This is a genomic window from Denitrificimonas caeni DSM 24390 (genome assembly GCF_000421765.1).
GTDB lineage: Bacteria > Pseudomonadota > Gammaproteobacteria > Pseudomonadales > Pseudomonadaceae > Denitrificimonas > Denitrificimonas caeni.
The window spans coordinates 121,679-144,515 of record NZ_ATXQ01000001.1; the positions used below are offsets into that span (position 1 = coordinate 121,679).

The following is a 22,837-nucleotide window of genomic DNA, read 5'->3' on the forward strand; positions in this document are numbered from 1 at the left end:
TGCCAAAGATTATTGTTTGTTGAGTTTTGCGTCACGGATTTCCGCACCACGTAAACGCAGCGCCAGCTTATCCAGTACGCCATTGACATACTTGTGGCCATCGGTTGCGCCAAACACTTTTGCCAACTCAATGCCTTCATTGATCACCACACGGTATGGCACATCAATACGGTTACCAAGCTCCCAAGTCGCTAAGCGTAAAATCGCCCATTCAACCGGGTCCAGCTCGCTCATTGGGCGATCTAGAAACGGCTCAATTAAGGCATCAATTTCACTTTTTTTACCGGGAACACCGCGCAAAATCTCATTGAAGTACGCACCATCGACGCCAGCAAAGTCATTATCGACTCGAAACTGCGCTTCGATTTCATTGAGATTTTGTCCAGCCACATGCCACTGATACAAAGCTTGCATCGCCAAAGTGCGGGCAACACGACGCATGGCAATGCGTCCTTTTGCTCGCGGCGGTGGGTTGTCGCGGCAGTCGTCGTTATTTAAGCTCACTTGGCCTCCAGCTGCGCGAGCAGACTGACCATTTCCAGCGCCGACAACGCTGCTTCAACACCTTTGTTGCCCGCTTTAGTACCGGAACGCTCAATGGCTTGCTCAATCGAGTCAACTGTCAGTACGCCAAAAGCCACTGGCACACCAAATTGCATAGAGACTTGCGCCAAACCTTTAGTGCATTCGCCAGACACATATTCAAAATGCGGCGTGCCGCCACGAATCACTGCACCTAAGGCAATAATTGCCGCGTATTCTTTACGCTCAGCAACTTTCTGCGCCACTAAAGGCAGTTCAAAAGCACCCGGTGCACGGATCACGGTAATTGAGTCTTTGCTCACACCGTGGCGCACTAATGTATCAATTGCACCTTCAACCAAACTTTCAACAACAAAGCTGTTAAAACGGCCAACAACCAGCGCAAATGTGCCTTGTGGGGCAATAAAGGTACCTTCGATTGTCTTCAAGGTCATGTTCTTCCCATCCTAATAAAGAGCGAAGGAGCAGCAACATCTGCTGCTCCAGTAACAGTTAATCCTGCGGTTGCAGGTATTCTACAACTTCTAGATCAAATCCGGATATGGCATTGAAACGCATTGGTGCACTTAATAAGCGCATTTTGCGCACACCCAGATCGCGTAAAATCTGTGAACCGGCACCGACAGTGCTATAGGTACCAGAGGTTTTTGTAGCTTTTGCGTCGCCATCTCCACCTAATTGGCGCTCAAGATGAGCTAACAAGCTCGAACCGGTCATTTGATTGCCGAGCAATAACACCACGCCGCTGCCCGCTTTGGCCACTTCTGCCATCGCTGCACGCAGACTCCAACGACCGTCTTGCTTGACCATAAACAAGTCGCGCAACGGATCCATATTGTGCACACGCACTAAGGTTGGTTCTTCAGGCGTAATAGTACCTAAAGTTAGGGCTAAATGGACATCGCCAACAGATGATTCGCGGTAAGTGACCAGTTTAAATTGACCCAACTCGCTATCCAGAGCTTGCTCAGACACGCGCTCAATGGTGCGTTCATGAATCATGCGGTAGTGAATTAAGTCAGCAATGGTGCCAATTTTAATGCCGTGCTCTTCTGCAAACACTTCCAACTCAGGACGACGTGCCATGGTGCCATCGTCATTCATGATTTCGCAGATCACTCCCGTTGGTTCAAAGCCACCGAGACGCGCCAAATCACAAGCTGCTTCGGTATGACCGGCTCGCGCCAAAACACCACCCGCCTGCGCCATCAATGGAAAAATATGGCCAGGGCTAACAATATCTTTCGCTTTGGCGGTTTTCGCCGCAGCAGCTTGCACAGTGCGGGCGCGGTCGGCTGCAGAAATACCAGTGGTCACGCCTTCTGCCGCTTCAATCGAGACGGTGAACTTAGTGCCAAAGCCTGAACCATTATGTTGCGCCATCAGCGGCAAACCCAAACGTTCACAGCGCTCAACGCTCATCGGCATACAAATCAAGCCGCGCGCGTGCTTGGCCATAAAGTTAATATGTTCAGCAGTAACACACTCAGAAGCGATGATTAAATCACCTTCATTTTCGCGATCTTCGTCATCCATCAGGATGACCATTTTGCCGGCACGAATATCGGCAACAATTTCTTCAATACTGTTCAATGACATGGGATAACCCTTCAATTAAGAGCGCATAAAGCCATGCTCGGCTAAAAAGCCTGCAGTAATAGCTGTGCTGGTTGGTTCTGCGGCGTGCTCGCCCTGCAACAGGCGCTCGAGGTAGCGTGCAATCAAATCAATCTCTAGATTGACCAAGCTGCCCGCTTGATAATCCGCCATGATGGTTTCTTGCAAGGTGTGCGGCACGATGGTCAACTCAAACTCACTGCCGTTAACACCATTCACCGTCAGGCTGGTGCCATCTACGGTAATCGAGCCTTTCATCGCGATATAGCGCGCCAATTGCTTAGGCGCACGAATCCAAAACTGCACCGCACGGGCGTTGTCTTGCCGAGAAATAACTTCACCCACCCCATCAACATGACCACTGACCAAATGCCCGCCAAGGCGTGTGGTCGGCAGTAAGGCTTTCTCTAGATTGACTTGGCTGCCGTTCTTCAAGTTAATAAAGGCACTGCGCGCTAAGGTTTCGCGACTGACATCAGCGCAAAAACCATCGCCTGGTAACTCAACCGCAGTCAAACACACACCATTTACCGCAATACTGTCGCCAAGTTTGACGTCGGATAAATCCAACTTGCCTGTCGCCACGCGCACACGCACATCACCGCCTTTAGGCGATAAGCTACGAATGCTGCCAACGGCTTCGATTATTCCAGTAAACATATTGATTCTGCCCCTGCAAAAAATGCATCCATCTGCATGATGTCGATCTCCTGTTTGTGGAAAACAAGGCTTTTTTGATCGAATGGGAGCACACCGCACAAGACCTGTACGGTGCTAGATCCCGCTCTCTCTTCATCCGGACTTTAAGAATACCGTGTCACTGAGCGCGCACAATTTTCATTACCGTCGGCCTTGGGATCTCACCAAAGTCTGCTGACCTTATTAGGGGTGATTAACACCTCATAATAAGCGCTCGCGGGCTATGCACCTATCAGTACAATTACCGCCGGTGGGGATTTCCACCCCGCCCTGAGAACGTAGTTCAATTAAACAGTTGTTTAACAGACGCATTTGTACCACAAAGCGTTAAATTTTGCATCTGTTAAGGCAGATACCCACTGAACTCATCTAATTAAAAGCCGTCATATTGCTTCGCCGATCGAGCCTAAACAGACACTTGCAGGCAATACCCTAAACAACTCTGCGGCCATAAAAAAGCGCGAACTGAGCCAAGCCAATTCGCGCTTTTAAAATCACTATTCGACGCCCTAACGGCTCACTAACAATCAGCGCGAAATGGTCCAGTCACCACTCTTACCTTTAGTCATGCGCACGCTATCCGTATTGGTGATCTTTCTACCCTTAATCGACGAAGCCGCCTCAACGGTGCATTGATACGCATCGTCGCCTAGCGACTCGCAACCATGCAGGGTTATTTTTTCAATTTTCGGCATCAAGCTTGCCAGCACATTTTTCACATCAGCTGAACTGCTGCCGGCGGCTCGATCTATTTGCAACTGTATTTCCTGCTCTAACGCTTGTTGCACATCCGCCTCAGAAGGCGCTCCACCACCGCAAGCCGTCAACACAGCAGTCACACCAACAACAAGTCCTAGTTTTACAAAGCCTTGTACTGTTTTCATTGTTACTCCTTACTTTGGCGTCTTATGCACCAGCTTGGGAAAACCTACTTAAAAGCACAAGTCGAGAAGCCGTGCAGCTCTAATCAGCCTAGAAAAGTTAACGACCGTTAAAAGAGCAAGCACTCATGCAACCGGCAAAGTAGCCGCAGTCGTCTCGCTTAACCTTTGAGCAAAATCTATCAATACGCTATTCAAAACGTTCACTAAGATTCTACTTGTTTTAGTTATTTCGATGCTGACCCAAAGCAATCTACTTAAGCTTAGTAAAAGTGAACAAACGAACATGGGTTTGTCTTGAGTGATAAAAAAAGCCCTTGCCATTAAGCAAGAGCTTTTTTAAACACAGTTTTAATCAGCTGCGATTAAGCACCTAATGCAGCCGCATCTTTAACCACACAAGCAAAAAAGTCAGCCAACGCCACCAGTTCCATGTCATGCAGCGCTTGCGCATCCAACTGTCCTGATTCTAAACCGGGCAAAGTTCGAGTTGCGCACGCATCGGCGACAACGGTGCTTTGATAACTCAAGTCTTTAGCGGCGCGCACCGTAGCACTGACGCACATGTGCGTCATAAACCCACAAACAATGAGCGATGTACGTCCTGTTTTCTGTAAAAAATCTTGCAAGGAACTGCCAGCAAATGCATTAGGTAAAGGTTTATCAATCACTGCCTCACCAGCGACAGGCGTCAGCTCATCAAAAATCTGTCCACGTGGGCCTTCTGGGTCAAACAGATAACCAGGCACACCGATATGACGGATATGTGCCACAGGGCTACGATGTTTACGAGCAGCGGCTAATAAACGTTCAATCTGCTCAGTTGCCGGACCCACATTAGGTAAAGCCATATCACCGATGCGGTATTCATTTTGTGCATCAATAATAATCAACACGGCATCCTGCCATTGCGCAGCAGAATGCTCGCTGCCTGTCAGTTGAAATAAAGTAGGAAACTCGCTCATTGTTGTGCTCCAGTAGTAGATGGTTGGTGCTATTGTCGAAGTGACTGGCAGCAAATGGAACACCTAAACTTGCAGTTAGTGTTTGCATTTTTGCAACAGCATTGCGCAAGGAAAATTGAATTGATATTAGCCAATACATTTGACTGGAATGACATCCGTTTACTGCTGGTGTTACAACGCGAAGGTAGCTTGCGTGCAACGGCACGCCAATTAAAAGTGGATGTTTCAACCATCAGTCGCCGCCTAAGTGCGGCTGAGACAGCACTAAAAACACGTTTATTTATCCGCACAACTAGCGGCTATCAAGCGACAGTTGCGGGTCTAACCTTTTTAGAGTCTGCGCAGTCTATTTCAGGACGTATTCAGCAGATGCTAGACAGCACACAAAACTCAGCTCAAAGCATCAGTGGCACGGTACGCATTACTTCAGTTGATTTTATTTTTAGTCTTTGGCTGGTCAAGCATATCGCCAGTTTTAAGGATCAGTACCCGCAATTGAGCTTAGAGCTACTCAATGACAACCGTGATTTATCCTTTAGCCAAAGTGAAGCAGATATTGCGATTCGCTTGGCACGCCCCGAACGTGATGCAGCCCTTTTTATGCGTAAAGTAGGAGAGTTGGGTTGGGCTGTGTATGGCCATGCAGAACATCCACCATTAACCGCAGCAGAGTGGCCGCAACACGACTGGTTAAGCTATACCGATGACTTAGCACATGTTCCTGAAATGCGCTGGCTAGAGCAGCTCAAAACCAGCCAACCTGCGGTATTACAATCCAGTCATCTTGAAACACTGATTCACGCCTGCAAGCACGGTGTCGGTCTCGCGCTGCTACCTTGCATGCTAGCGAACGAGGCAGGGCTTAAACAACTCAGTGATGGCCCCGTGGTATTTCGCGAAATCTGGTTACTCAGTCACCGCCAAACATCGCAGTTAGCGCGCTTTGAAACCGTTTATAATTGGTTACTTGAGCAGTTTTCGAGCAGTGCTCAGCTCTTGCGTGGAGTCAGCTCATCACTTAATCAAAGGCTTTGAGTTGATGACTCATAACAGCTCTTAACTTCCCTGGTCGAACCGGTTTATTCAACATTGGAATACCCAGCTTCTTGCGCAGTTCTTGCTCTTGATCTGCATAGTCGGCGGTGATCAGTACCGCTGGAAGCGTGGCACAAAAACGCGCTCGCAACTGTTCAACCACGAGCAGTCCAGTCACATTATTATCTAAGTGTAAATCCACGATAATCAAATCTGGTGCAACACCATTAAGTGCAGTAATCGAGCCTTGGTAGTCTGCAGCCAGAACCACATCGCACTCCCATTGGCTTAATAATGCTCCCATGCTATGCAAGATTTCAGGTTCATTATCAACAACTAAAACACGCTGCCCTCGCAAGTTATTAATAGCTGAGTTCGGCCGGCTCTCAGTCAATCGCTGCACAGGTGCAGTACTGATCGGCACTTCAATACTAAAACAAGAACCCACCCCCTCACGCGACCACAGCTCAACTCGAGTATTTAATATAGTCGCTATCCGTTCAACAATAGCCAAGCCGAGCCCGACGCCCTTGCGACCATTTGCATGGTTATTAGTCAGTTGATTAAACTCTAAAAATATTTTCTCTTGCTGCTCTAAAGCAACACCTACACCTGTGTCCCACACCTCTAAACGTACATTTTTACCTCGCCGTCTTACGCCCAGCAAAATACGCCCAGACTCAGTATAGCGACAGGCGTTGCTGAGAAAGTTTCTTAAAATACGAGTGATTAAATGCGCATCGGTAAAAACACATAAAGAAGTTTGCAACATCGTAAGTTGTAGCCCTGCTTTTTGCGCGACAGGTTCAAACTCTGACACGAGCGAGCGAAACAAATCATCGATGCGCAATGCTGTTAAAGATGGAGTAATTGCCGCTTGGTCAAGACGCGCAATATCCAATAAATCCGCGAGCAAATCTTCAGCACCCTCAAGCGCCATGTGCGCTCGCTCCAGCAAATGCTGCTCTGCAGCAGGCAACTGACGCTCACGTAAAGTTGACATCAATAAGCGTGCAGCGTTTAAAGGCTGCAACAAATCATGACTGGCCGCAGCTAGATATTTATCTTTACTGCGATTGGCTTCTTCGGCCGCATCACGGGCGACGCGTAAAGCCTTTTCCATTTGTTTACGTTGTGCGATTTGCTGCTGTAAATCTTCATTACTGAGTTGCAACTCACGGGTGCGCTCAGCCACTCGATCTTCAAGCTCATGGTTAAGCTGCTCAAGACGCAACTGATTTTTTTTACGCTCGGAAATATCAGCAACAAAGCCCTCAAGAACACCGGGTTCATCATCTTTGAGCAACAGATTCATCAACACATCAAGCGTTTTACCGTCTTTGCAGCGCAAAAGCGTTTCGTAGCCGCGCACGACATTGTTTTGCAGTAACTTGGCGCGAATGCGTTTGACTTCATCCACACCGCCAACAAATAAATTGTCGGTTTGCGCAGTATTCATAGACAACAATTCAGCAGCACTGCTGTAGCCAAGCATGCTGGCTAATGCAGGGTTAATCGCGCGAAAACCACCACCGATATGTGCTTGGAAAATACCGTAGGTCGCATGCTCAAACAACCATTTATAACGGTTGCGCTCACGCTCAACTTCTTCAAGCTGTAAGAGCAATTCAGGATAATGGCTTTTGCGTGCAGACTGATCACTTAAACCCAGCAGTCCTGCTAAGGTATTTTCAGAGTGCTTCGCCATATACCACTTCCATATCCCGCTGATTTGAAGTCCGCGGGTTGGTCAAGATACAAGGATCGACCATCGCATGGCGCGATAAAAATGGAATATCTGAAACGCTCACACCATAGGTAGCAAGACTGTCTTGAAAACCGACTGCGCGCTTAAATGCGACCAAATAATCAATCAAATGCTGACGAATCTGCGGTGGGCTTAGCCCACGACAATCAATGCCTAGGGTTTGTGCAATGATTTTAAAACGCTCTGGGGCAGAGTCGAAATTAAAGGCAACCACATGCTCGATCAGTGTCGCGTTGCACTGACCGTGGGGCAAATCTAAATACCCACCTAAGCTATGCGACATGGCATGGACTGCCCCTAAAATCGCATTAGAAAAAGCCAAACCGGCTTGCATACTGCCAAGCATAATTTGCTCTCGCAGAACAATATCGGTCGGATTCGCGATCATTTCGATCAAGTTACCACTGATCAAGCGCATGGCTTCGAGCGCATGATGATCGGTCAACGGTCCACTACCGATCGAAACAAAAGCTTCAATGGCATGCACCAAGGCATCAATCCCAGTGCAAGCAGCCAGAAACGGATCCATCGTCAGAGTGGTTTCAGGGTCAATTAGCGATACATCCGGCACCACCGCCTTACTGACAATCGAAAATTTCATCCGCTGCTGTTGATTGGAAATAATCACAAACTGCGAAACATCCGCAGAGGTGCCCGCAGTAGTGGGAATTAAAATCAACGGCGGGCTGGGCAGACGAATCGTATCTACGCCCTCGAACTCTAGAATACTGCGGCCATGAGCCGCAACAATGCCAATCGCTTTCGCACAATCCATGGGGCTGCCACCACCCACTGCAACGATGGCAGTGCAACTGTGCAGTTTATAAATCTCGGCACCATGCATCACTTCTTCTACCCGTGGATTGGGCGAGACATCGGTGAATATATGATAGTTAATGCCTTGTTCTTGCAAGCTGATCTCAATATCAGTAACCCAACCGGCAGCTTGCACACCTGGGTCTGAGACAATCAAAACCTTGCTAGCGCCGAAAACACTGGCAAAATGGCCAACACGGTGTCGGCAACCAGCGCCAAAGACAATTTCAGGGGAGACGAACTTGCGTAGCTCGCTAACTGATCGACTCATAAATACTCTTCTTATAATTATCGCAAAGCTGGGGCGCAGTATAAGCAACATTTGCAGCGACCCGATATGCAGCATTTGCAGACGGCTTAGTCTAGGCCTTAAAGTTTACCAATACAGTAGGACTTTAAATACTATCCAAGAGTATAAACTCGCATATTTAACCGATAAAAAATCACCTGTTTTGAAAAACTTTTTGATAGAAACTCAATTCCATATTCATCACTGCTGCAAGATTTTTAGCTTGGCGAAAACCATGTCCCTCGTCAGCAAAAACATGGCACTCAACTTGGACTTCTTGAGATTTTAGCGCGTTAACCATGACCGCTGTTTGCTCCGCAACCACCACAACATCAGTTGCACCCTGAAAAAAAATGACTGGGGTGGTTATTCGCGACACTTGCTGCAACGGTGCTCGCTTTGCAAACTGCTCAGCACTGCCAAGTAGCCAATCTAAATAGTCAGCTTCAAATTTGTGAGTCACTCGCCGCAATGCCACAGGATCACTGACACCGTACAAGCTCGCAGCTGCTGCAAACTTCTGACTAGAGGCCACTGTTAACAATGCCGTATAGCCGCCAGCACTAGCGCCACGCACGCATATTTGCTTAGGGTTGACCCAATCTTGTTCAATCAAGTGCTCAACCAACGCGCAAACATCAGCAACCTCTAACGTCCCCCACTGATGCCGTAGAGATTGTCGATAGTTGCGGCCAAAACCCGTGCTACCACGGTAATTAAGGTCCGCAACAGCAAAACCGCGCTGCGTCCAAAATTGAATACGCGAGTCAAACACAGGGTAACAGGCTGAAGTAGGCCCACCATGCAGAAACACCACTAATGGCGGTCGTTCGTTATCCGCCAATTGATAATGCTGATTACATGGAGGATAAAAAAACGCATGCACTGATTGTTTGTCAGTGCTGGTAAAACAAAAACTGTGCGGCTTTGATACGTCATTACAGTCCAAAGCAATTTCTAATTCGGTGAGCACCTGTGTGCGCAAGGTTTTTCTATCAATCGCCAACACAGCGGTACCACGCGCAACATGCGAAGCAATGCAATAAAAAAAACGCTCATCAACAGCCAAATGACGTAGACGGCTGTAATCTTCGGCCAGTACGTTCACCACAGCGTTGTCAGTAAATGAATACACTGCTAGATGGCCAAAACCGTTATAGAGCCAACTGATTAAATAGTCACTTTGCTCAAGTGGCACATAATTACAGCCACCCAACTGCCAAGGCGCGCCGCTATAATCAGCCTTTAAGCCTGGTAATATTTGTAAACGACCACAATCATCTTCACGCCAAGGCTGCCAATAGCCGTGCTGATCATTGAGGACAACCGCTCGATTCTCGGCATCAAACAAAGGTTGTTGTAATGCTGCATCACCCTCATCACCGCCAAGACAAAAAGCTGTATCCCATTCGCCATTAGGTTTGCGCGCAGCACACCAGGCTTGCGTCTGTGTCCAAGGTTGCTCAGGCCGTTGCCATTCAATCCAAATTAAACGCTCGCCGTTTGGGCTCAGCCTTGGCGATGCATAAAAGTCACGGCCTTGCACAATGACTGTAGGTGCCTGACAAGCTTGCGTGCTTGCAAGGTTTAAACTGATGCTGACAATACGATGCTTGACCCCGCACTGACTGTGCTCCTCCTCAATAGCGATAACACTACCGGTGAGCGCATCAAACTGCATGTCTGCATAGCGGCACTGACTACCCTGCGTTAACTGTCGTGGAGCGCCCTGCCAAGTTTGCAAATATACTTGTTGGTCAGCTTCATTAGTAAATACAACGCCATCTAGGGTCAGACAAAACGAGCCGCCGCCGTATTCATAAACTCGACTTCGCACTGAGAAACCAGGTTGAGTAAATACTGCAGCATCTTGTGTGCAGTGCTGATAACAATAAAGCAAGGTTTGTGCAGTTTTCGGGTCGAATTCAGACCAGAACACGCCCTGCTCAGAAACCTTCAGCTCATTGATTTCACGCCCAGCAGCAGCGGCCTGCTCAGCGCTCCAAGAACTGGGCCAAAAGCCTGGAGCAGGCGTCTGTGCACCTAACATTTCAGTTCACCCTTTGATAATAATGTTCGACATTTTCTCATTGCGATAAACCATCTGCTCAACGCCCAGCGGCGCATGCTCGGCCTGCTCTCTAGCTGCTAAAATTTTTCCATGATGCTCTGATTTACTGCACACAGGGTCGGTATTACTGGCATCACCGGTGAGCATAAAGGCCTGACAACGGCAGCCTCCGAAGTCTTTTTCTTTTTCATCGCAAGAGCGACAGGGTTCCGGCATCCAGTCGAAGCCGCGAAACTTATTAAATCCGAATGACTCTTGCCAGATGTGTTGCACGCTGTGTTCTTTGACATTAGGAAACTTGATGGGTAGCTGTCGTGCACTGTGACAGGGTAAGGCAGTCCCATCTGGGGTGATATCTAAAAACAAACTGCCCCAACCATTCATGCAAGCTTTGGGACGTTCTTCGTAATAATCAGGCGTAACAAAAATCAGCTTGCAGGGATGATTTTCTGCGGCCAGTTTCTCACGCCATTTTTGCGTAACTTTCTCGGCACGATCCAACTGCTCACGTGTCGGCAATAACGCTGCGCGATTGAGCTCTGCCCAGCCATAAAACTGGCAAGTAGCCAGTTCAACAAAGTCGGCATCCAGCTCAATGCATAATTCGATAATGCGGTCCATACGGTCGATATTGTGCCGATGCGTAACAAAGTTCAGCACCATTGGATAGCCTGCTGCTTTCACTGCTTTAGCCATCGCAAGTTTTTGAGCAAAGGCTTTTTTTGAACCGGCCAACATATTGTTGACCTCTTCATCGGCCGCCTGAAAACTGATTTGAATATGGTCTAAACCGGCATCACTGAGCTCTGTAATACGCTTTTCGGTGAGACCAATGCCTGAGGTAATCAGATTGGTGTAAAAACCTAAATCGCGCGCCGCTTTGACCAGCTCAGCCAAATCTTGCCGCACCAGCGGCTCGCCACCGGAAAACCCCAATTGCGCAGCACCCAGCTCACGCGCCTGCCGAAACACTTCAATCCACTGTGCGGTGGTCAATTCTTCGCCACTGCGAGCAAAATCAACAGGATTGGAGCAATAAGGGCATTGCAAAGGGCAGCGGTAGGTCAGCTCGGCAAGCAACCACAAAGGTGGGCTTTGCACAGTTTTAGCAGGACTCAAGCCAGAATTGTGCATACGCCACCCCCATAAAGGTTAAAACATCTTCGTCCAGCCCCTGCACATCAGGAAACTGCTCCTGCAACTGCGCAATGATCTGCGCAATACTGCGCTGACCATCGACTAACTTTAAAATATGCGCAGCGCTTTCATTGAGCTGGATCATGCCTTCTGGATACAGCAGCACATCACAGTTTTGCACCGGCTCCCACTGCAACCGAAAGCCACGGCGAATGCGCGGACAGTCATCAAGATTAAACTCACTCATACACCCAACCCTCGGTGCCAAACCTGCTGTTCAGTCACCGTGTGATACGGTGGGCGGTTCAGTTCATACGCCATGCTCATCGCATCCAGCATGCTCCACAACACATCCAATTTAAATTGCAAAATATCTAGCATGCGTTGCTGCGCGGCGAGCGTAGTGTAATGCTGCAAAGTAATTCTGAGGCCATGCTCAACATCACGGCGCGCTTCGCTGAGACGCTTACGGAAATAGTCATAACCACTTTCATCAATCCATGGGTAATGTTGCGGCCATGCATCCAAACGCGACTGATGAATATGCGGTGCAAACAACTCGGTTAACGAGCTACTCGCTGCTTCTTGCCAACTGGCACGGCGCGCAAAGTTAAGGTAGGCATCCACCGCAAAGCGCACGCCCGGCAACACCAACTCACCGGACAAGACTTGCTCGCGATCCAAGCCAACTGCTTCAGCCAGACGCAGCCAGGCTTCAATCCCACCTTCTTCACCGGGCGCACCATCATGATCCAAAATACGCTGCACCCACTCTCGACGCACATCGCGATCAGGGCAGTTGGCCATAATTGCGGCATCTTTCATGGGAATATTGAGTTGGTAATAAAACCGATTGGCCACCCAACCTTGAATCTGCTCACGGGTCGCCTGCCCGTTGTGCATCGCGATATGGTAGGGATGATGAATATGGTAATAATCGCCCTTCGCGCGCAGCGCCTGCTCAAACTGCTCGGGGGTCATCGCTTGCTCGCTCATCGCAGGCTCCTAGAGTTGAATACTCATTCCGTCATAAGACACTTCAACACCGGCAGCATGCACTTGCGCGCGCTCGTCGGAGTCTTCATTTAGAATAGGGTTGGTATTGTTGATATGAATTAAAATCCGCCGTGCGTTTGGGTAGTCCGCTAGCACTTCGAGCATGCAGCCTGGCCCACTTTGCGCAAGGTGACCCATTTCGCTGCCAAGCTTGCTGCCAACGCCATAGACTTGCATTTCATCGTCACGCCAAACCGTGCCATCAACTAATAAACAATCAGCACTGGCCATGATGCGGCGCAGATTGTCATCCATCTCACCCAGGCCCGGTGCGTAAAAGACTTTTTTACCGCTGCGCGTATCTTCGATCAGCAAGCCAATGTTATTGCCTGGGTGCGGATCATCACGACGCGGTGAATACGGCGGTGCATTACTGCGCAACGCCACCGCGGTAATGCTTAAGGCTGGGCAGGCAGGCACGGTAAAAGCGCTGCCATCAAGGCTTATTAATTTGTGATTAAGCCCACCATTCCAGTGCGCCAGCATATTGAAGATGGGAAAGCCTGAGGTTAAATCTTGATGCACCATGTCGGTGCACCAGACGTCATGCGGACAGCCTTCACGCAAGGTCAGTAATCCGGTTACATGATCAATTTGGCTGTCGAGTAAAATAATCCCTGCAATCGCTGTGTCGCGTGCTTGACGCGCAGACTGCAAGGCGGGAAATGCTTCAAGCTGGCTTCTAATGTCCGGCGAAGCATTGCATAAAATCCAGTTGACACCATCATCACTAATAGCGATCGAAGACTGTGTACGTGGCACAGCATTTAAAGTGCCTTTGCGCAATCCATGACAGTTATGACAATTGCAGTTCCATTGCGGAAAACCACCACCAGCTGCTGAACCCAATACTTGAATGTACATGATGTTTTTCCTTAGTAGCCCCAGCAGAGCTGGGGCCTGATCGTTTAACGTTTAACATGAAGCGTGATGCATCAACGGTTTGCGATGTACATCGTTACTTCAAAGCCAATACGCAGATCATTAAAGCTAGGTTTAGTCCACATGATTGATTCCTCTTTCTTATTAAGACCGGGCAATTCCGGTACCTCTATTAATAGCGCTGTTGCGTCTTAGAAAAAACGGTACTTTGGGACCGTTTATTGCTGCCATTGGTCGCACTGCTTTGTTCTGGCAGGTAAACACTATATTTAGAGCAAAAAAAAACGCAGCCTTTTGGCTGCGTCTCGACTAAAACAAAGTAAGTTATGCGGGGTACACCCTTAGGGGCAAGGGACCTACTTCTCTGTCGACAGGGTTCGCATCCTATCTAAGATACAAACATTTCGGAGTCACACTTAACTACACCGCGCCTGCAGTAGTCCACACAGCAGGCACAGCTAGGTAGAGCTCAACCTCGTTTAGAAAAAGCCTAAAGGGTTAATGTCGTAACTGATCAATAGGTTTTTGGTCTGCTGATAGTGGTTGAGCATCATTTTATGGGTCTCACGTCCCACGCCAGACTTTTTGTAACCACCAAATGCAGCATGCGCTGGGTAGAGGTGGTAGCAGTTGGTCCAAACACGACCCGCCTGGATACCACGACCCATACGGTAGGCACGGTTAATGTCACGCGTCCATAAGCCTGCGCCTAGACCAAACTCGGTATCGTTAGCAATTTCCAAGGCTTCCGCTTCATCTTTAAAGGTTGTCACGGCAACCACTGGCCCAAAAATCTCTTCTTGGAAAATACGCATTTTGTTATGACCCTTAAGCAAGGTCGGCTGAATATAGTAACCACTGGCCAAATCACCACCCAAGTGCTCAACTTGACCACCGGTTAGCAGCTCCGCGCCCTCTTCTTTAGCAATGTCCATGTAAGACATAATTTTTTCAAATTGCTGCTCAGACGCTTGCGCACCTACCATCGTTTCGGTATCGAGCGGGTCACCACGACGGATTTGCTTGATTTTCTTCATGACCACTTCCATGAAGGGCTCATAAATCGACTCTTGAATCAACGCGCGTGATGGGCAAGTGCAAATCTCACCTTGGTTAAAGAATGCCAACACCAAACCTTCAGCCGCTTTTTCAATAAAGGCAGGCTCTGCATTCATGATGTCTTCAAAGAAAATGTTCGGTGATTTACCGCCCAACTCAACGGTGCTTGGAATAATATTTTCAGCAGCGCAATGCATAATATGCGAACCAACTGGCGTTGATCCGGTGAATGCGATTTTGGCAATACGCTTGCTAGTGGCTAAAGCCTCACCCGCCTCACGACCAAAACCTTGGACAACGTTAAGCACACCTGGCGGTAGTAAATCACCAATCAGCTCCATCAACACACTGATAGAGAGGGGCGTCTGCTCTGCTGGTTTAAGCACAATACAGTTACCCGCCGCCAATGCAGGCGCGAGCTTCCAAGCGCCCATTAACAACGGGAAGTTCCACGGAATAATCTGCCCAACCACACCAAGTGGCTCATGAAAATGGTAGGCAGCAGTATGTTCATTGATTTCTGCAGCGGAGCCTTCTTGGGCACGTAAGCAGCCGGCAAAATAACGAAAATGATCGGCAGCTAAGGGAATATCTGCGTTAAGCGTTTCACGCACCGGCTTACCGTTGTCCCAGGTTTCTGCGACAGCCAGTAGCTCTAAATTTTCTTCCATGCGGTCTGCAATTTTTAACAGAACGCGAGCACGATCTTGCGCCGAAGTTTTACCCCAAGCGGCTGCAGCTGAGTGAGCTGCATCTAAGGCAAGATTGATATCATCAGCATCTGAGCGTGGAAACTCACCGGCAACTGCACCGGTTACTGGTGTGGTGTTGGTAAAGTACTCACCATTGACCGGTGGCACGAACTGTCCACCGATATAGTTGCCGTAGCGCGGTTTAATGGTCAGTAAAGAACCTTGAGTACCTGGTTGTGCATAAATCATGAGAGCATCCTCGTTGTATTCAGTGCCTGCGCCAACCGCGGGCAGGTTATGGTTCGATAATAGCCACTCTCCACAGCCAGACGAATGCACCCTAGGCATAGAAAATCTAGTTATTTAGAACTAGATAGAACTCGTTTGTAAGATAGTAGATTGGTCTTCAGGCCGACAAATTGCGCATGCCCACATGAATGAGTGGCCAACACGCGGTGTGCAGATACAACAAAACCGGACAAGCCGGTTTTGTTGTATCTAAAGAACACTTACAAAATTATTTGGTATGTTCTTTTGGCAGTTTAAAGGTCCAGACCATGCCGCCCTGGTTAAAGTCTTTAACCCGCTTAGCCACCTCACCGCCCCATAATGGTACAGCGCCACCCCAACCTGAAACGACGCTAATATATTGCTCGCCATCCATATCCCAAGTCACAGGTGAACCCAGTACACCTGAGCCTGTTTGGAACTCATAGAGCTTTTTACCGGTTTTTGCATCAAAGGCCATTAAGAAGCCTTCAGGGTTACCCGTAAAGACCAGATTACCTTTGGTCGCCAATACCCCGCCCCATAACGGTGAGTTATTTTTATAACGCCATACTTCTTTACCAGTTTTCGGATCAATGGCTTTTAACACGCCAATATAATCTTCATTCAGTGGTCGGATGGTAAAGCCAGCACCTAAGTAGGCTGCGCCTTTTTTATAGGTCACACCTTCGTTCCAGATGTCCATGCCCCACTCATTGACCGGTACATAGAACAAACCGGTGTCTTGGCTATAAGCCATTGGCATCCAGTTTTTCGCACCTAAGAAAGCAGGGGCAACAAATACTGAACTGCCTTGTTTCTCAGCACCCGGCGCTCCAGGGCGATTACTTTCGTCATAGATGGGACGACCATCTTTATCCAAGCCTTTAGCCCAAGTAATCTTATCGGCGAATGGGAAACCACGAATAAACTTACCGTTGGTACGATCCAAAACATAGAAATAACCGTTACGGTCAGCTGTCGCTGCTGCTTTCACGGTTTTGCCGTTTTCTTGATAGCTAAAGGAGACTAATTCGTTGACACCATCGTAGTCCCAGCCGTCGTGCGGTGTGGTTTGGAAGTGCCATTTGATCGAACCATCATCCGGGTTCAGTGCTAAACGTGAAGAGGAAAACAGGTTGTCGCCTGGACGCATATGCGAGTTCCAAGGTGACGGGTTACTGGTACCGAAGAGTAAAGAATCGGTTTCCGCATCATAAGAACCACCCAGCCACGGGGCTGCGCCACCGGTTTTCCAAAGGTCGCCTGGCCATGTTTTGCCGGCTTCCCCACCGGAAATACCACTTTCGATTTTTTGACCGTCTTTCCAGACATAACCCATATGGCCTTCAACGGTTGGACGCGTCCAGATCAAATCACCATTCAAAGGGTTATAGGCCTCAACTTTACCAACGATACCGAATTCACCACCAGAAACGCCGGTGATCAGCTTGCCTTTCACCACAATTGGCGCGGCAGTAATGGAGTATCCAGCTTTATAATCCGCAACAGTTTTACGCCACACCACTTTACCAGTGTCTTTATTGAGCGCGACGAGCTTGGCATCAAGGGTACCGACAATCACTAAATCGCCGTACAAAGCCACACCACGATTAATCACATCACAGCACGGCATAATGCCGTCTGGTAGACGCGCGTCGTACTGCCACAACTCTTTACCGGTACGTGCATCGACTGCGAAAACACGTGAATAGGAGGCGGTGACATACATCACGCCGTCTTTAATCATGGGCTGTGATTCTTGTCCGCGCTGCTTCTCACCGCCAAAGGATAAAGCCCACACCGGACGCAATTGCTGCACGGTATCGACGTTGACTTTATTCAGGGGGCTATAACGCTGCCCAGCTAAACCTAAACCATTACTGACAACCTGATGCGTCGTCGTCGCATCGTCTAAAATTTCTTTATCAGTTACCGCCACAGCACCGGTACTGTGTAGCAGCATTGCGCCGCATAATGCGGATAGAGCAAACATTTGATGCAGTCTTGTGCGTTTCATTATGGCCACCTCTACAACGTTATTATTGTGATCGGGAAATAATCCCGAACCGATATAGATTCTTAGCTGCAGCAGGCTCTACAACAATTGACCTCAATACCTAGTTAACACCTACGTTAGTAGTAACACCTCACTGTGCAGAGCGAACAATTGCACTGCATACCGCCCCTCGCACTCTGGCCAATGGCTGCCCTTCGCGCCTGATTACGCCCAGCAAACCAAGACCGTCAACTAAAGCCTTACACCGTGGCCAAGGCTAAAGTTCTAAGCGCTTGGCTATAACAGAGCATGGGTTAACGTCCGCAATAAGACTAAAAAACAGACTTCACTCAAAAGGAGGAATAGCAGTGAAGCAACCGATTGTTCACGCTTTAATCATGTGTCTATTACCCATCAGCGTGCTGGCCAATGAGCCGATTAAAATAGGCTTAAATTTCCCGCGCACCGGCAACTATAAAGCCGAGGGCCTTGAGCTGATGCAAGGCTCGCTGTTGGCCATTGAACACATTAATCATAACGGCGGAGTGCTGGGCCGCCCACTGCAGCTGCTCAGCAAAAACAGCGCCTCGCGCGCTGAAAAAGCACAACGTAATGTCGATGAGTTTTTTCGCAGTGAAGCGAAAATGATTTTTGGCGGTGCTACCAGCGAAGAAGCGATCGCCGCTGGACGGCGTGCCCGCGAGTTAGGCTTGCCGTATTTTGCCCTGCTCAGTTACGCCAATGAGGTCACCGGACGCGAAGGCCACCGTTATATTTTTCGCGAATCCAATAACGACTGGATGAGTGCGCAAGTACTCGGTGAATACCTGTCCTGGCACATGCCACGCCAGCGCTATCACTATATTATTAGCGACGACACCTGGGGGCTGAGCATGGAGGCAGCGTTGCGCTTAGCCACCGCCAGTCAAGATCGCGCCAAACACAGTTTCACCCGCTTAAACCCTGTCAATGCCAGTCATGCCGAATACAAGCAAGCACTGATCAAGGCACAGAAAAGCCAAGCCGATATCCTTGTCTTAGTACTGCAAGGGCAAAATGTTATGCACGCCATGCGCGTTGTGCATGCCATGGGTTTAAATAACCAAGTACAAATTATTATTCCCAATTTAAGCCGCACACTGATCCAGAACCTTGGCGCGCAAACCATGACTGGCGTGATCGGCACCCAAGCCTGGACTTGGCGCGTACCCGCACTGGAAAACAGCGTAAAAGGTCGCGCCTTCGTTAAGGATTATACCCAGCGCTATAGTGAATACCCCGGCAGTGCCGCCGCGTCGGCTTATAGCGTGGTGTACCAATGGGCTGACGCCGTGCAACGCACCCACAGTTTAGATAGCGAGAGCATTATTAAAGCGCTCGAAGACCACAGCTATCAACTGCTTAAGGGCCCGCAGCAGTGGCGTGGTTTTGACCACCAAAACGTACAAGACATCTACGCGATTCGGGTTAAATCGCGTGCGGAGATTATGCAGGATCCTCTCAAACAAGATTACTTTGAAATCATCCATCGCATGCAAGGCCAAGATGCGGTGCAATCATTGGACGACTGGCAGCAAGAGCGCGGCGAGCATTTAACCCTAGACTGAGGCAACTGCAGGCCACATAAAACCTTCAAGATTACCTGAGCAACACTTGGAGGTTTTTGACCATCAAGCTATCTAATGGCTGTTAATGCTTATTGATCCAATCGCTGCCACTGTTGCTGCTCATAGCGTGGATAGAGATGACTGACCGTACGGATCAATTCATAACGCGTCAAACTGACCCCAGCAAAGCGCTCTGGAATAGGCATTCTTAGGACTTGATTCATATCCTGCCCAGCCTGCGCCGCTTCACGCAGAGCACTGTCCAACCAGTTTAAGTAATCACGCATCTGCACAAAGGGTTGATGATCAGTGGCCAGCGGCCCATGCCCTGGCACAATCAGTTTCCACGGTAGTTTCTCTAACGTATCAATATCAGCTAGCCAAGCTGCCAGCCCTGGAGTATTCGGAGTGGCTAACGCGCGCTGATAAAACACTAAATCTCCAGCAAACAACACCCCAGTGCGCTCATCTAAAATAGCCAAATCAGCCCCGGTATGCCCAGTCAAACTCAGCAGACGCAAAGGATGACCGCCAATTTCCATTAGGCCTTCTTCGACGAGTTGCGTCGGCAACAGCACCTCGGTACCACGCATCGCGTCGCCGACCACGCGATACATGTTTTCCGCCATATAGTTGCCTTGCTCTTGCAGCAGCTTTTTAGTGCCGGCTAAAGCCGCAATCGGCACATCGTCAAAGGCCTGATTACCCAGCACATGGTCAGGATGATGATGGGTCAGTAACACTTGGATTACCGGCTTATCAGTGACACTGGCAATCGCTGCACGCAAGACTTTGCCATAGGCAAAAGAAGGGCCGGTATCCACCACCACCACACCGTGGTCAGTTACAATAAAGGCTGCATTGACGATATTACCGCCATTATGCAGACTGAAGTTGTCCGTTGAGCCTTCGACTAACCAAGTGTTTTCAGCAATTTTCTTCGGTGTTAATTGATAGTCCGCAACCGCGCTAAGACTCAAGAAAAAACTGCAACAGAATATAAATAAGTAACGCATAACATCACCTCAATCGACAAAACACTACGCTGCAAAAATCACTGCAGCAGGCCTCGCTAAACCATGCCAAGCACTGCATACAAAAACGGCGAAGCGCAGTGGCCTATGGAATATGTGCAGTAAACTCATTGCCGTTGTTATCACGCAGCCACAGTTGCGTTTCTGGCTGACCTTTAATCCCTAAGGTAATGGTGGGATTTTCACTAATCGCAGAAAATATCTCTAAACGCGCCAGCACCGCACCGGAAAGATCACGTAGCTCAGCCTGATCGAGATAGAACTCAGGGATGGAATCGACTAAACCATTGTCCATAGGATGCGAGACGCTTAAACGTAAACGGCTGTTATCACCGGTATTAAAGCGCGCACCTAAGATTTCACCGAGATGATCCTCCCAGCCTTCCTGCGCTCTGACTACACTGGGTGCAGTGCAACCACCACCGGCTGCCTCAATCCGTGCTGAGCCGACGTGCCAAATACCATCATCCATTAAAAATGCCGCACGAATCGGCGTGGCCTGTTCTACTCGAATGCGCACCGCCAGAAACTTTTCTAATTCAGCACTGGGATAGACATTCAGCACTTGTGGAATGGGGTTAAGCTCAGCCCACAGCATGATTTTTTCGACGCGACCAGTTAACGCTCTAGCGTCGACTTCGACAGGGACTTGCCGCGCATCTTCGGCAAAAGGCGGCACGCTGACCTGAACCTTCTCATCAAAGACAAACTCAGCATTGTTGAGTAAACGCTCGTGAAAGTACTCCCACATTACTGAAGGTTGCGGATCGCCCTCAACCGCATTGGCCCAGCACGACACCAGGGACAAGACTAAGGCACAGACCATACGCTGTTTCATACCACCTCCAGCTTTACACTATGGGAACCACTGTTGCATTTAAGCTATTGGTACATCTCAGGCTTCTCATAACTTAAATGGTACTTGTCATATAGCGCCTGCATACGCCCATCGGCAATCATTGCTTCAGTCAGTGCTTCGACGGTATAGGCCAGTTGGCGATTACTTTCATGCACGGCCATACCCACTTCCCAAGTCGATTGACCTAAATTGGGATAGGCGGCGTCAGATTTTTTCAGCTGCGCATCCTTGGTTTGACTGAGCAGCCATTCCAGCTCACCGCGCATCGCCATCACCGCATCGACCTTGCCGTCTTGCATGGCGGCAAACGCCGCAGTTGGACTGACAAAGTGCTTAACATTGGAGCTCAGACGCCCAGCAAAGGCGGTGAGCAAGTAAAACGAAGGCACTGAATCATCTTCGACACCGACTGGGTGATACTGAAACACCCCGACTGTTTCCAGGCTTTTGATGCGGCGGCTGTTGTACACGGTGAGCCAGCGTTCACGCTGATAAGGACCAAACATCACCACTAACTCGTTAACCAACTCACCCAGTTCATTGCGTCGATTGGAGAATTCACGATCGTAAGGCACGCGCAGCATTAAATCAGCGCGAATGTCTTTACGTAAGTAATGACCACGCCAAATAAAGTTGCGCAAATCATCATCAATTTTTTCACCTGGAACAACCCAGAGCAGCTCTAAGCTAACACCCAATTCCTGCGCAACCTGCTCAGCCAATTCAACATCAACGCCCTTAGCCTGACCATCAACTGTAAAACTATAGGGCGCAAAATTTTCGTAAACAGCCACTTTCAGCGTGCCTGCGTCAATCATGTCATCGTATGTACGCACTGGCGTGCTAATACTTTCCGCAAACAACTGGGAGGTTAGCGACAAGCTTAAGAAAGCACACACAGACAATAAGATTCGACGCATCATCATTACTCCGGCAGAGGACGGCTTTCGATGTAGGTACGAATTGCCCACAGTGCTTCTTGGCTTAAATAATCCGCCATTCTTGGCATATACACCGCTCCATTGCGTACTGCACCATTGATCACTCGTTCTTTATACCAATCATCACCGTCAAGGCCTGGCTCTAACAGACGCAAGTCAGGGGCAATGCCACCCGACTGTGCTTCTAGACCATGACAACGCGCACAGTTTTGATTGTAAGCCGATGAGCCAATGTCTATAGCCAAAGCGTTTTGCTCATTGGGTGCTCGATAGGGGTTTTCATCCAGCCACTCTTCACCGATTGTTTCTAATTCACCGGTATTGACACTTTGCGGTACCACATCACCATGCGCATACAACGCAGTAGAAAAACCTAGACATGTCGCAACCAAAGTAGCCAAAACTGTATTTTTGTTGTTCATCATTCCCACCATTATTTAAATGTACGCAAGGCTTTCGCCATCCATATAAACACTGGTTTTCATGTTAGAAATGTCTCCCTCAGAGTAGAACGCTGCTTTAGTTGTCGAGAACCAGGCCCTTAGTACTAGTTTAAAAGACATATAGAAAATGGCTTTAGAAGCACTGCCAATTGAGCTACCCGCTGGGAATATTTCCCG

At 48.9% G+C, this 22,837-nt stretch carries 22 protein-coding genes and 1 riboswitch; of the genes, 2 read left to right on the forward strand and 20 right to left on the reverse strand.

Going from position 1 to position 22,837, the window contains the following annotated elements; translation table 11 throughout:
- Positions 1–9: 9 nt before the first annotated feature.
- The 6 genes from nusB to H591_RS0100560 form a co-directional block, all read right to left on the reverse strand.
- Complete coding sequence (gene nusB / locus H591_RS0100535) at positions 10–504, reverse strand: transcription antitermination factor NusB (protein WP_022964988.1); 495 nt, start codon at positions 502–504, stop codon at positions 10–12.
- Positions 501–977, reverse strand: coding sequence for a 6,7-dimethyl-8-ribityllumazine synthase (gene ribH / locus H591_RS0100540; protein WP_022964989.1), 477 nt, complete (start codon positions 975–977; stop codon positions 501–503). Before ribH ends, nusB begins: the two co-directional genes overlap by 4 nt.
- A gap of 58 nt (positions 978–1,035) precedes the next feature.
- On the reverse strand, positions 1,036–2,142 hold the full coding sequence (gene ribBA / locus H591_RS0100545) for a bifunctional 3,4-dihydroxy-2-butanone-4-phosphate synthase/GTP cyclohydrolase II (RefSeq protein WP_022964990.1): 1,107 nt from the start codon (positions 2,140–2,142) through the stop codon (positions 1,036–1,038).
- Between the two features lie 15 nt (positions 2,143–2,157).
- Entirely contained in the window at positions 2,158–2,820 is a 663-nt protein-coding gene (locus H591_RS0100550) for a riboflavin synthase (protein ID WP_022964991.1), read from the reverse strand.
- Between the two features lie 119 nt (positions 2,821–2,939).
- Positions 2,940–3,141: riboswitch (FMN riboswitch) on the reverse strand.
- 245 nt (positions 3,142–3,386) lie between these two features.
- Positions 3,387–3,743 (reverse strand): hypothetical protein, encoded by a 357-nt coding sequence (locus H591_RS0100555; protein ID WP_022964992.1) that lies wholly within the window; start codon positions 3,741–3,743, stop codon positions 3,387–3,389.
- 362 nt (positions 3,744–4,105) lie between these two features.
- Entirely contained in the window at positions 4,106–4,705 is a 600-nt protein-coding gene (locus H591_RS0100560; RefSeq protein ID WP_022964993.1) for a cysteine hydrolase family protein, read from the reverse strand.
- A gap of 54 nt (positions 4,706–4,759) precedes the next feature.
- On the opposite strand from H591_RS0100560, the gene H591_RS0100565 reads away from it, so the two are divergent.
- Complete coding sequence (locus H591_RS0100565) at positions 4,760–5,740, forward strand: LysR family transcriptional regulator (RefSeq protein WP_022964994.1); 981 nt, start codon at positions 4,760–4,762, stop codon at positions 5,738–5,740.
- Here the strand turns inward: H591_RS0100565 and H591_RS0100570 are convergent.
- The 10 genes from H591_RS0100570 to H591_RS0100610 form a co-directional block, all read right to left on the reverse strand.
- Entirely contained in the window at positions 5,724–7,448 is a 1,725-nt protein-coding gene (locus tag H591_RS0100570) for a hybrid sensor histidine kinase/response regulator (protein ID WP_022964995.1), read from the reverse strand. The two genes, H591_RS0100565 and H591_RS0100570, sit on opposite strands and share 17 nt — an antisense overlap.
- Positions 7,432–8,595, reverse strand: a complete 1,164-nt coding sequence (gene ercA, locus H591_RS0100575) for an alcohol dehydrogenase-like regulatory protein ErcA (protein ID WP_022964996.1) — start codon at positions 8,593–8,595, stop codon at positions 7,432–7,434. The genes H591_RS0100570 and ercA overlap by 17 nt, the downstream gene beginning before the upstream one ends.
- A 172-nt stretch (positions 8,596–8,767) precedes the next feature.
- Complete coding sequence (locus H591_RS0100580) at positions 8,768–10,663, reverse strand: alpha/beta hydrolase family protein (protein ID WP_022964997.1); 1,896 nt, start codon at positions 10,661–10,663, stop codon at positions 8,768–8,770.
- Between the two features lie 6 nt (positions 10,664–10,669).
- Positions 10,670–11,818 carry a pyrroloquinoline quinone biosynthesis protein PqqE gene (pqqE, locus tag H591_RS0100585; RefSeq protein ID WP_022964998.1) on the reverse strand — a complete coding sequence of 383 codons (1,149 nt, stop codon included), beginning with the start codon at positions 11,816–11,818 and terminating at the stop codon, positions 10,670–10,672.
- Positions 11,790–12,068: a pyrroloquinoline quinone biosynthesis peptide chaperone PqqD gene (gene pqqD, locus H591_RS0100590; protein ID WP_022964999.1), complete on the reverse strand. Its 279-nt coding sequence runs from the start codon at positions 12,066–12,068 to the stop codon at positions 11,790–11,792. The genes pqqE and pqqD overlap by 29 nt, the downstream gene beginning before the upstream one ends.
- On the reverse strand, positions 12,065–12,817 hold the full coding sequence (gene pqqC, locus H591_RS0100595) for a pyrroloquinoline-quinone synthase PqqC (protein WP_022965000.1): 753 nt from the start codon (positions 12,815–12,817) through the stop codon (positions 12,065–12,067). The genes pqqD and pqqC overlap by 4 nt, the downstream gene beginning before the upstream one ends.
- A gap of 9 nt (positions 12,818–12,826) precedes the next feature.
- Positions 12,827–13,741 (reverse strand): pyrroloquinoline quinone biosynthesis protein PqqB, encoded by a 915-nt coding sequence (gene pqqB, locus H591_RS0100600; RefSeq protein WP_022965001.1) that lies wholly within the window; start codon positions 13,739–13,741, stop codon positions 12,827–12,829.
- 71 nt (positions 13,742–13,812) lie between these two features.
- Positions 13,813–13,884, reverse strand: coding sequence for a pyrroloquinoline quinone precursor peptide PqqA (pqqA, locus tag H591_RS15795; RefSeq protein ID WP_084702526.1), 72 nt, complete (start codon positions 13,882–13,884; stop codon positions 13,813–13,815).
- Positions 13,885–14,238: 354 nt separating this feature from the next.
- On the reverse strand, positions 14,239–15,759 hold the full coding sequence (exaC, locus tag H591_RS0100605; RefSeq protein ID WP_022965002.1) for an acetaldehyde dehydrogenase ExaC: 1,521 nt from the start codon (positions 15,757–15,759) through the stop codon (positions 14,239–14,241).
- 268 nt (positions 15,760–16,027) lie between these two features.
- Complete coding sequence (locus H591_RS0100610) at positions 16,028–17,797, reverse strand: methanol/ethanol family PQQ-dependent dehydrogenase (protein ID WP_022965003.1); 1,770 nt, start codon at positions 17,795–17,797, stop codon at positions 16,028–16,030.
- Positions 17,798–18,144: 347 nt separating this feature from the next.
- On the opposite strand from H591_RS0100610, the gene H591_RS0100615 reads away from it, so the two are divergent.
- A complete protein-coding gene (locus H591_RS0100615) occupies positions 18,145–19,383 on the forward strand; it encodes an ABC transporter substrate-binding protein (protein WP_022965004.1) in 1,239 nt (412 codons plus the stop codon).
- An 89-nt stretch (positions 19,384–19,472) separates the two neighbouring features.
- Here H591_RS0100615 and H591_RS0100620 read toward each other — a convergent pair whose 3' ends face one another.
- The 4 genes from H591_RS0100620 to pedF form a co-directional block, all read right to left on the reverse strand.
- Positions 19,473–20,399, reverse strand: coding sequence for a quinoprotein relay system zinc metallohydrolase 1 (locus tag H591_RS0100620; protein WP_022965005.1), 927 nt, complete (start codon positions 20,397–20,399; stop codon positions 19,473–19,475).
- A 103-nt stretch (positions 20,400–20,502) separates the two neighbouring features.
- Positions 20,503–21,255: a quinoprotein dehydrogenase-associated SoxYZ-like carrier gene (locus H591_RS0100625; protein ID WP_022965006.1), complete on the reverse strand. Its 753-nt coding sequence runs from the start codon at positions 21,253–21,255 to the stop codon at positions 20,503–20,505.
- 44 nt (positions 21,256–21,299) lie between these two features.
- Positions 21,300–22,202: a substrate-binding periplasmic protein gene (locus tag H591_RS0100630; protein WP_022965007.1), complete on the reverse strand. Its 903-nt coding sequence runs from the start codon at positions 22,200–22,202 to the stop codon at positions 21,300–21,302.
- Complete coding sequence (gene pedF / locus H591_RS0100635; RefSeq protein WP_022965008.1) at positions 22,202–22,639, reverse strand: cytochrome c-550 PedF; 438 nt, start codon at positions 22,637–22,639, stop codon at positions 22,202–22,204. The genes H591_RS0100630 and pedF overlap by 1 nt, the downstream gene beginning before the upstream one ends.
- Between the last annotated feature and the right edge of the window lie 198 nt (positions 22,640–22,837).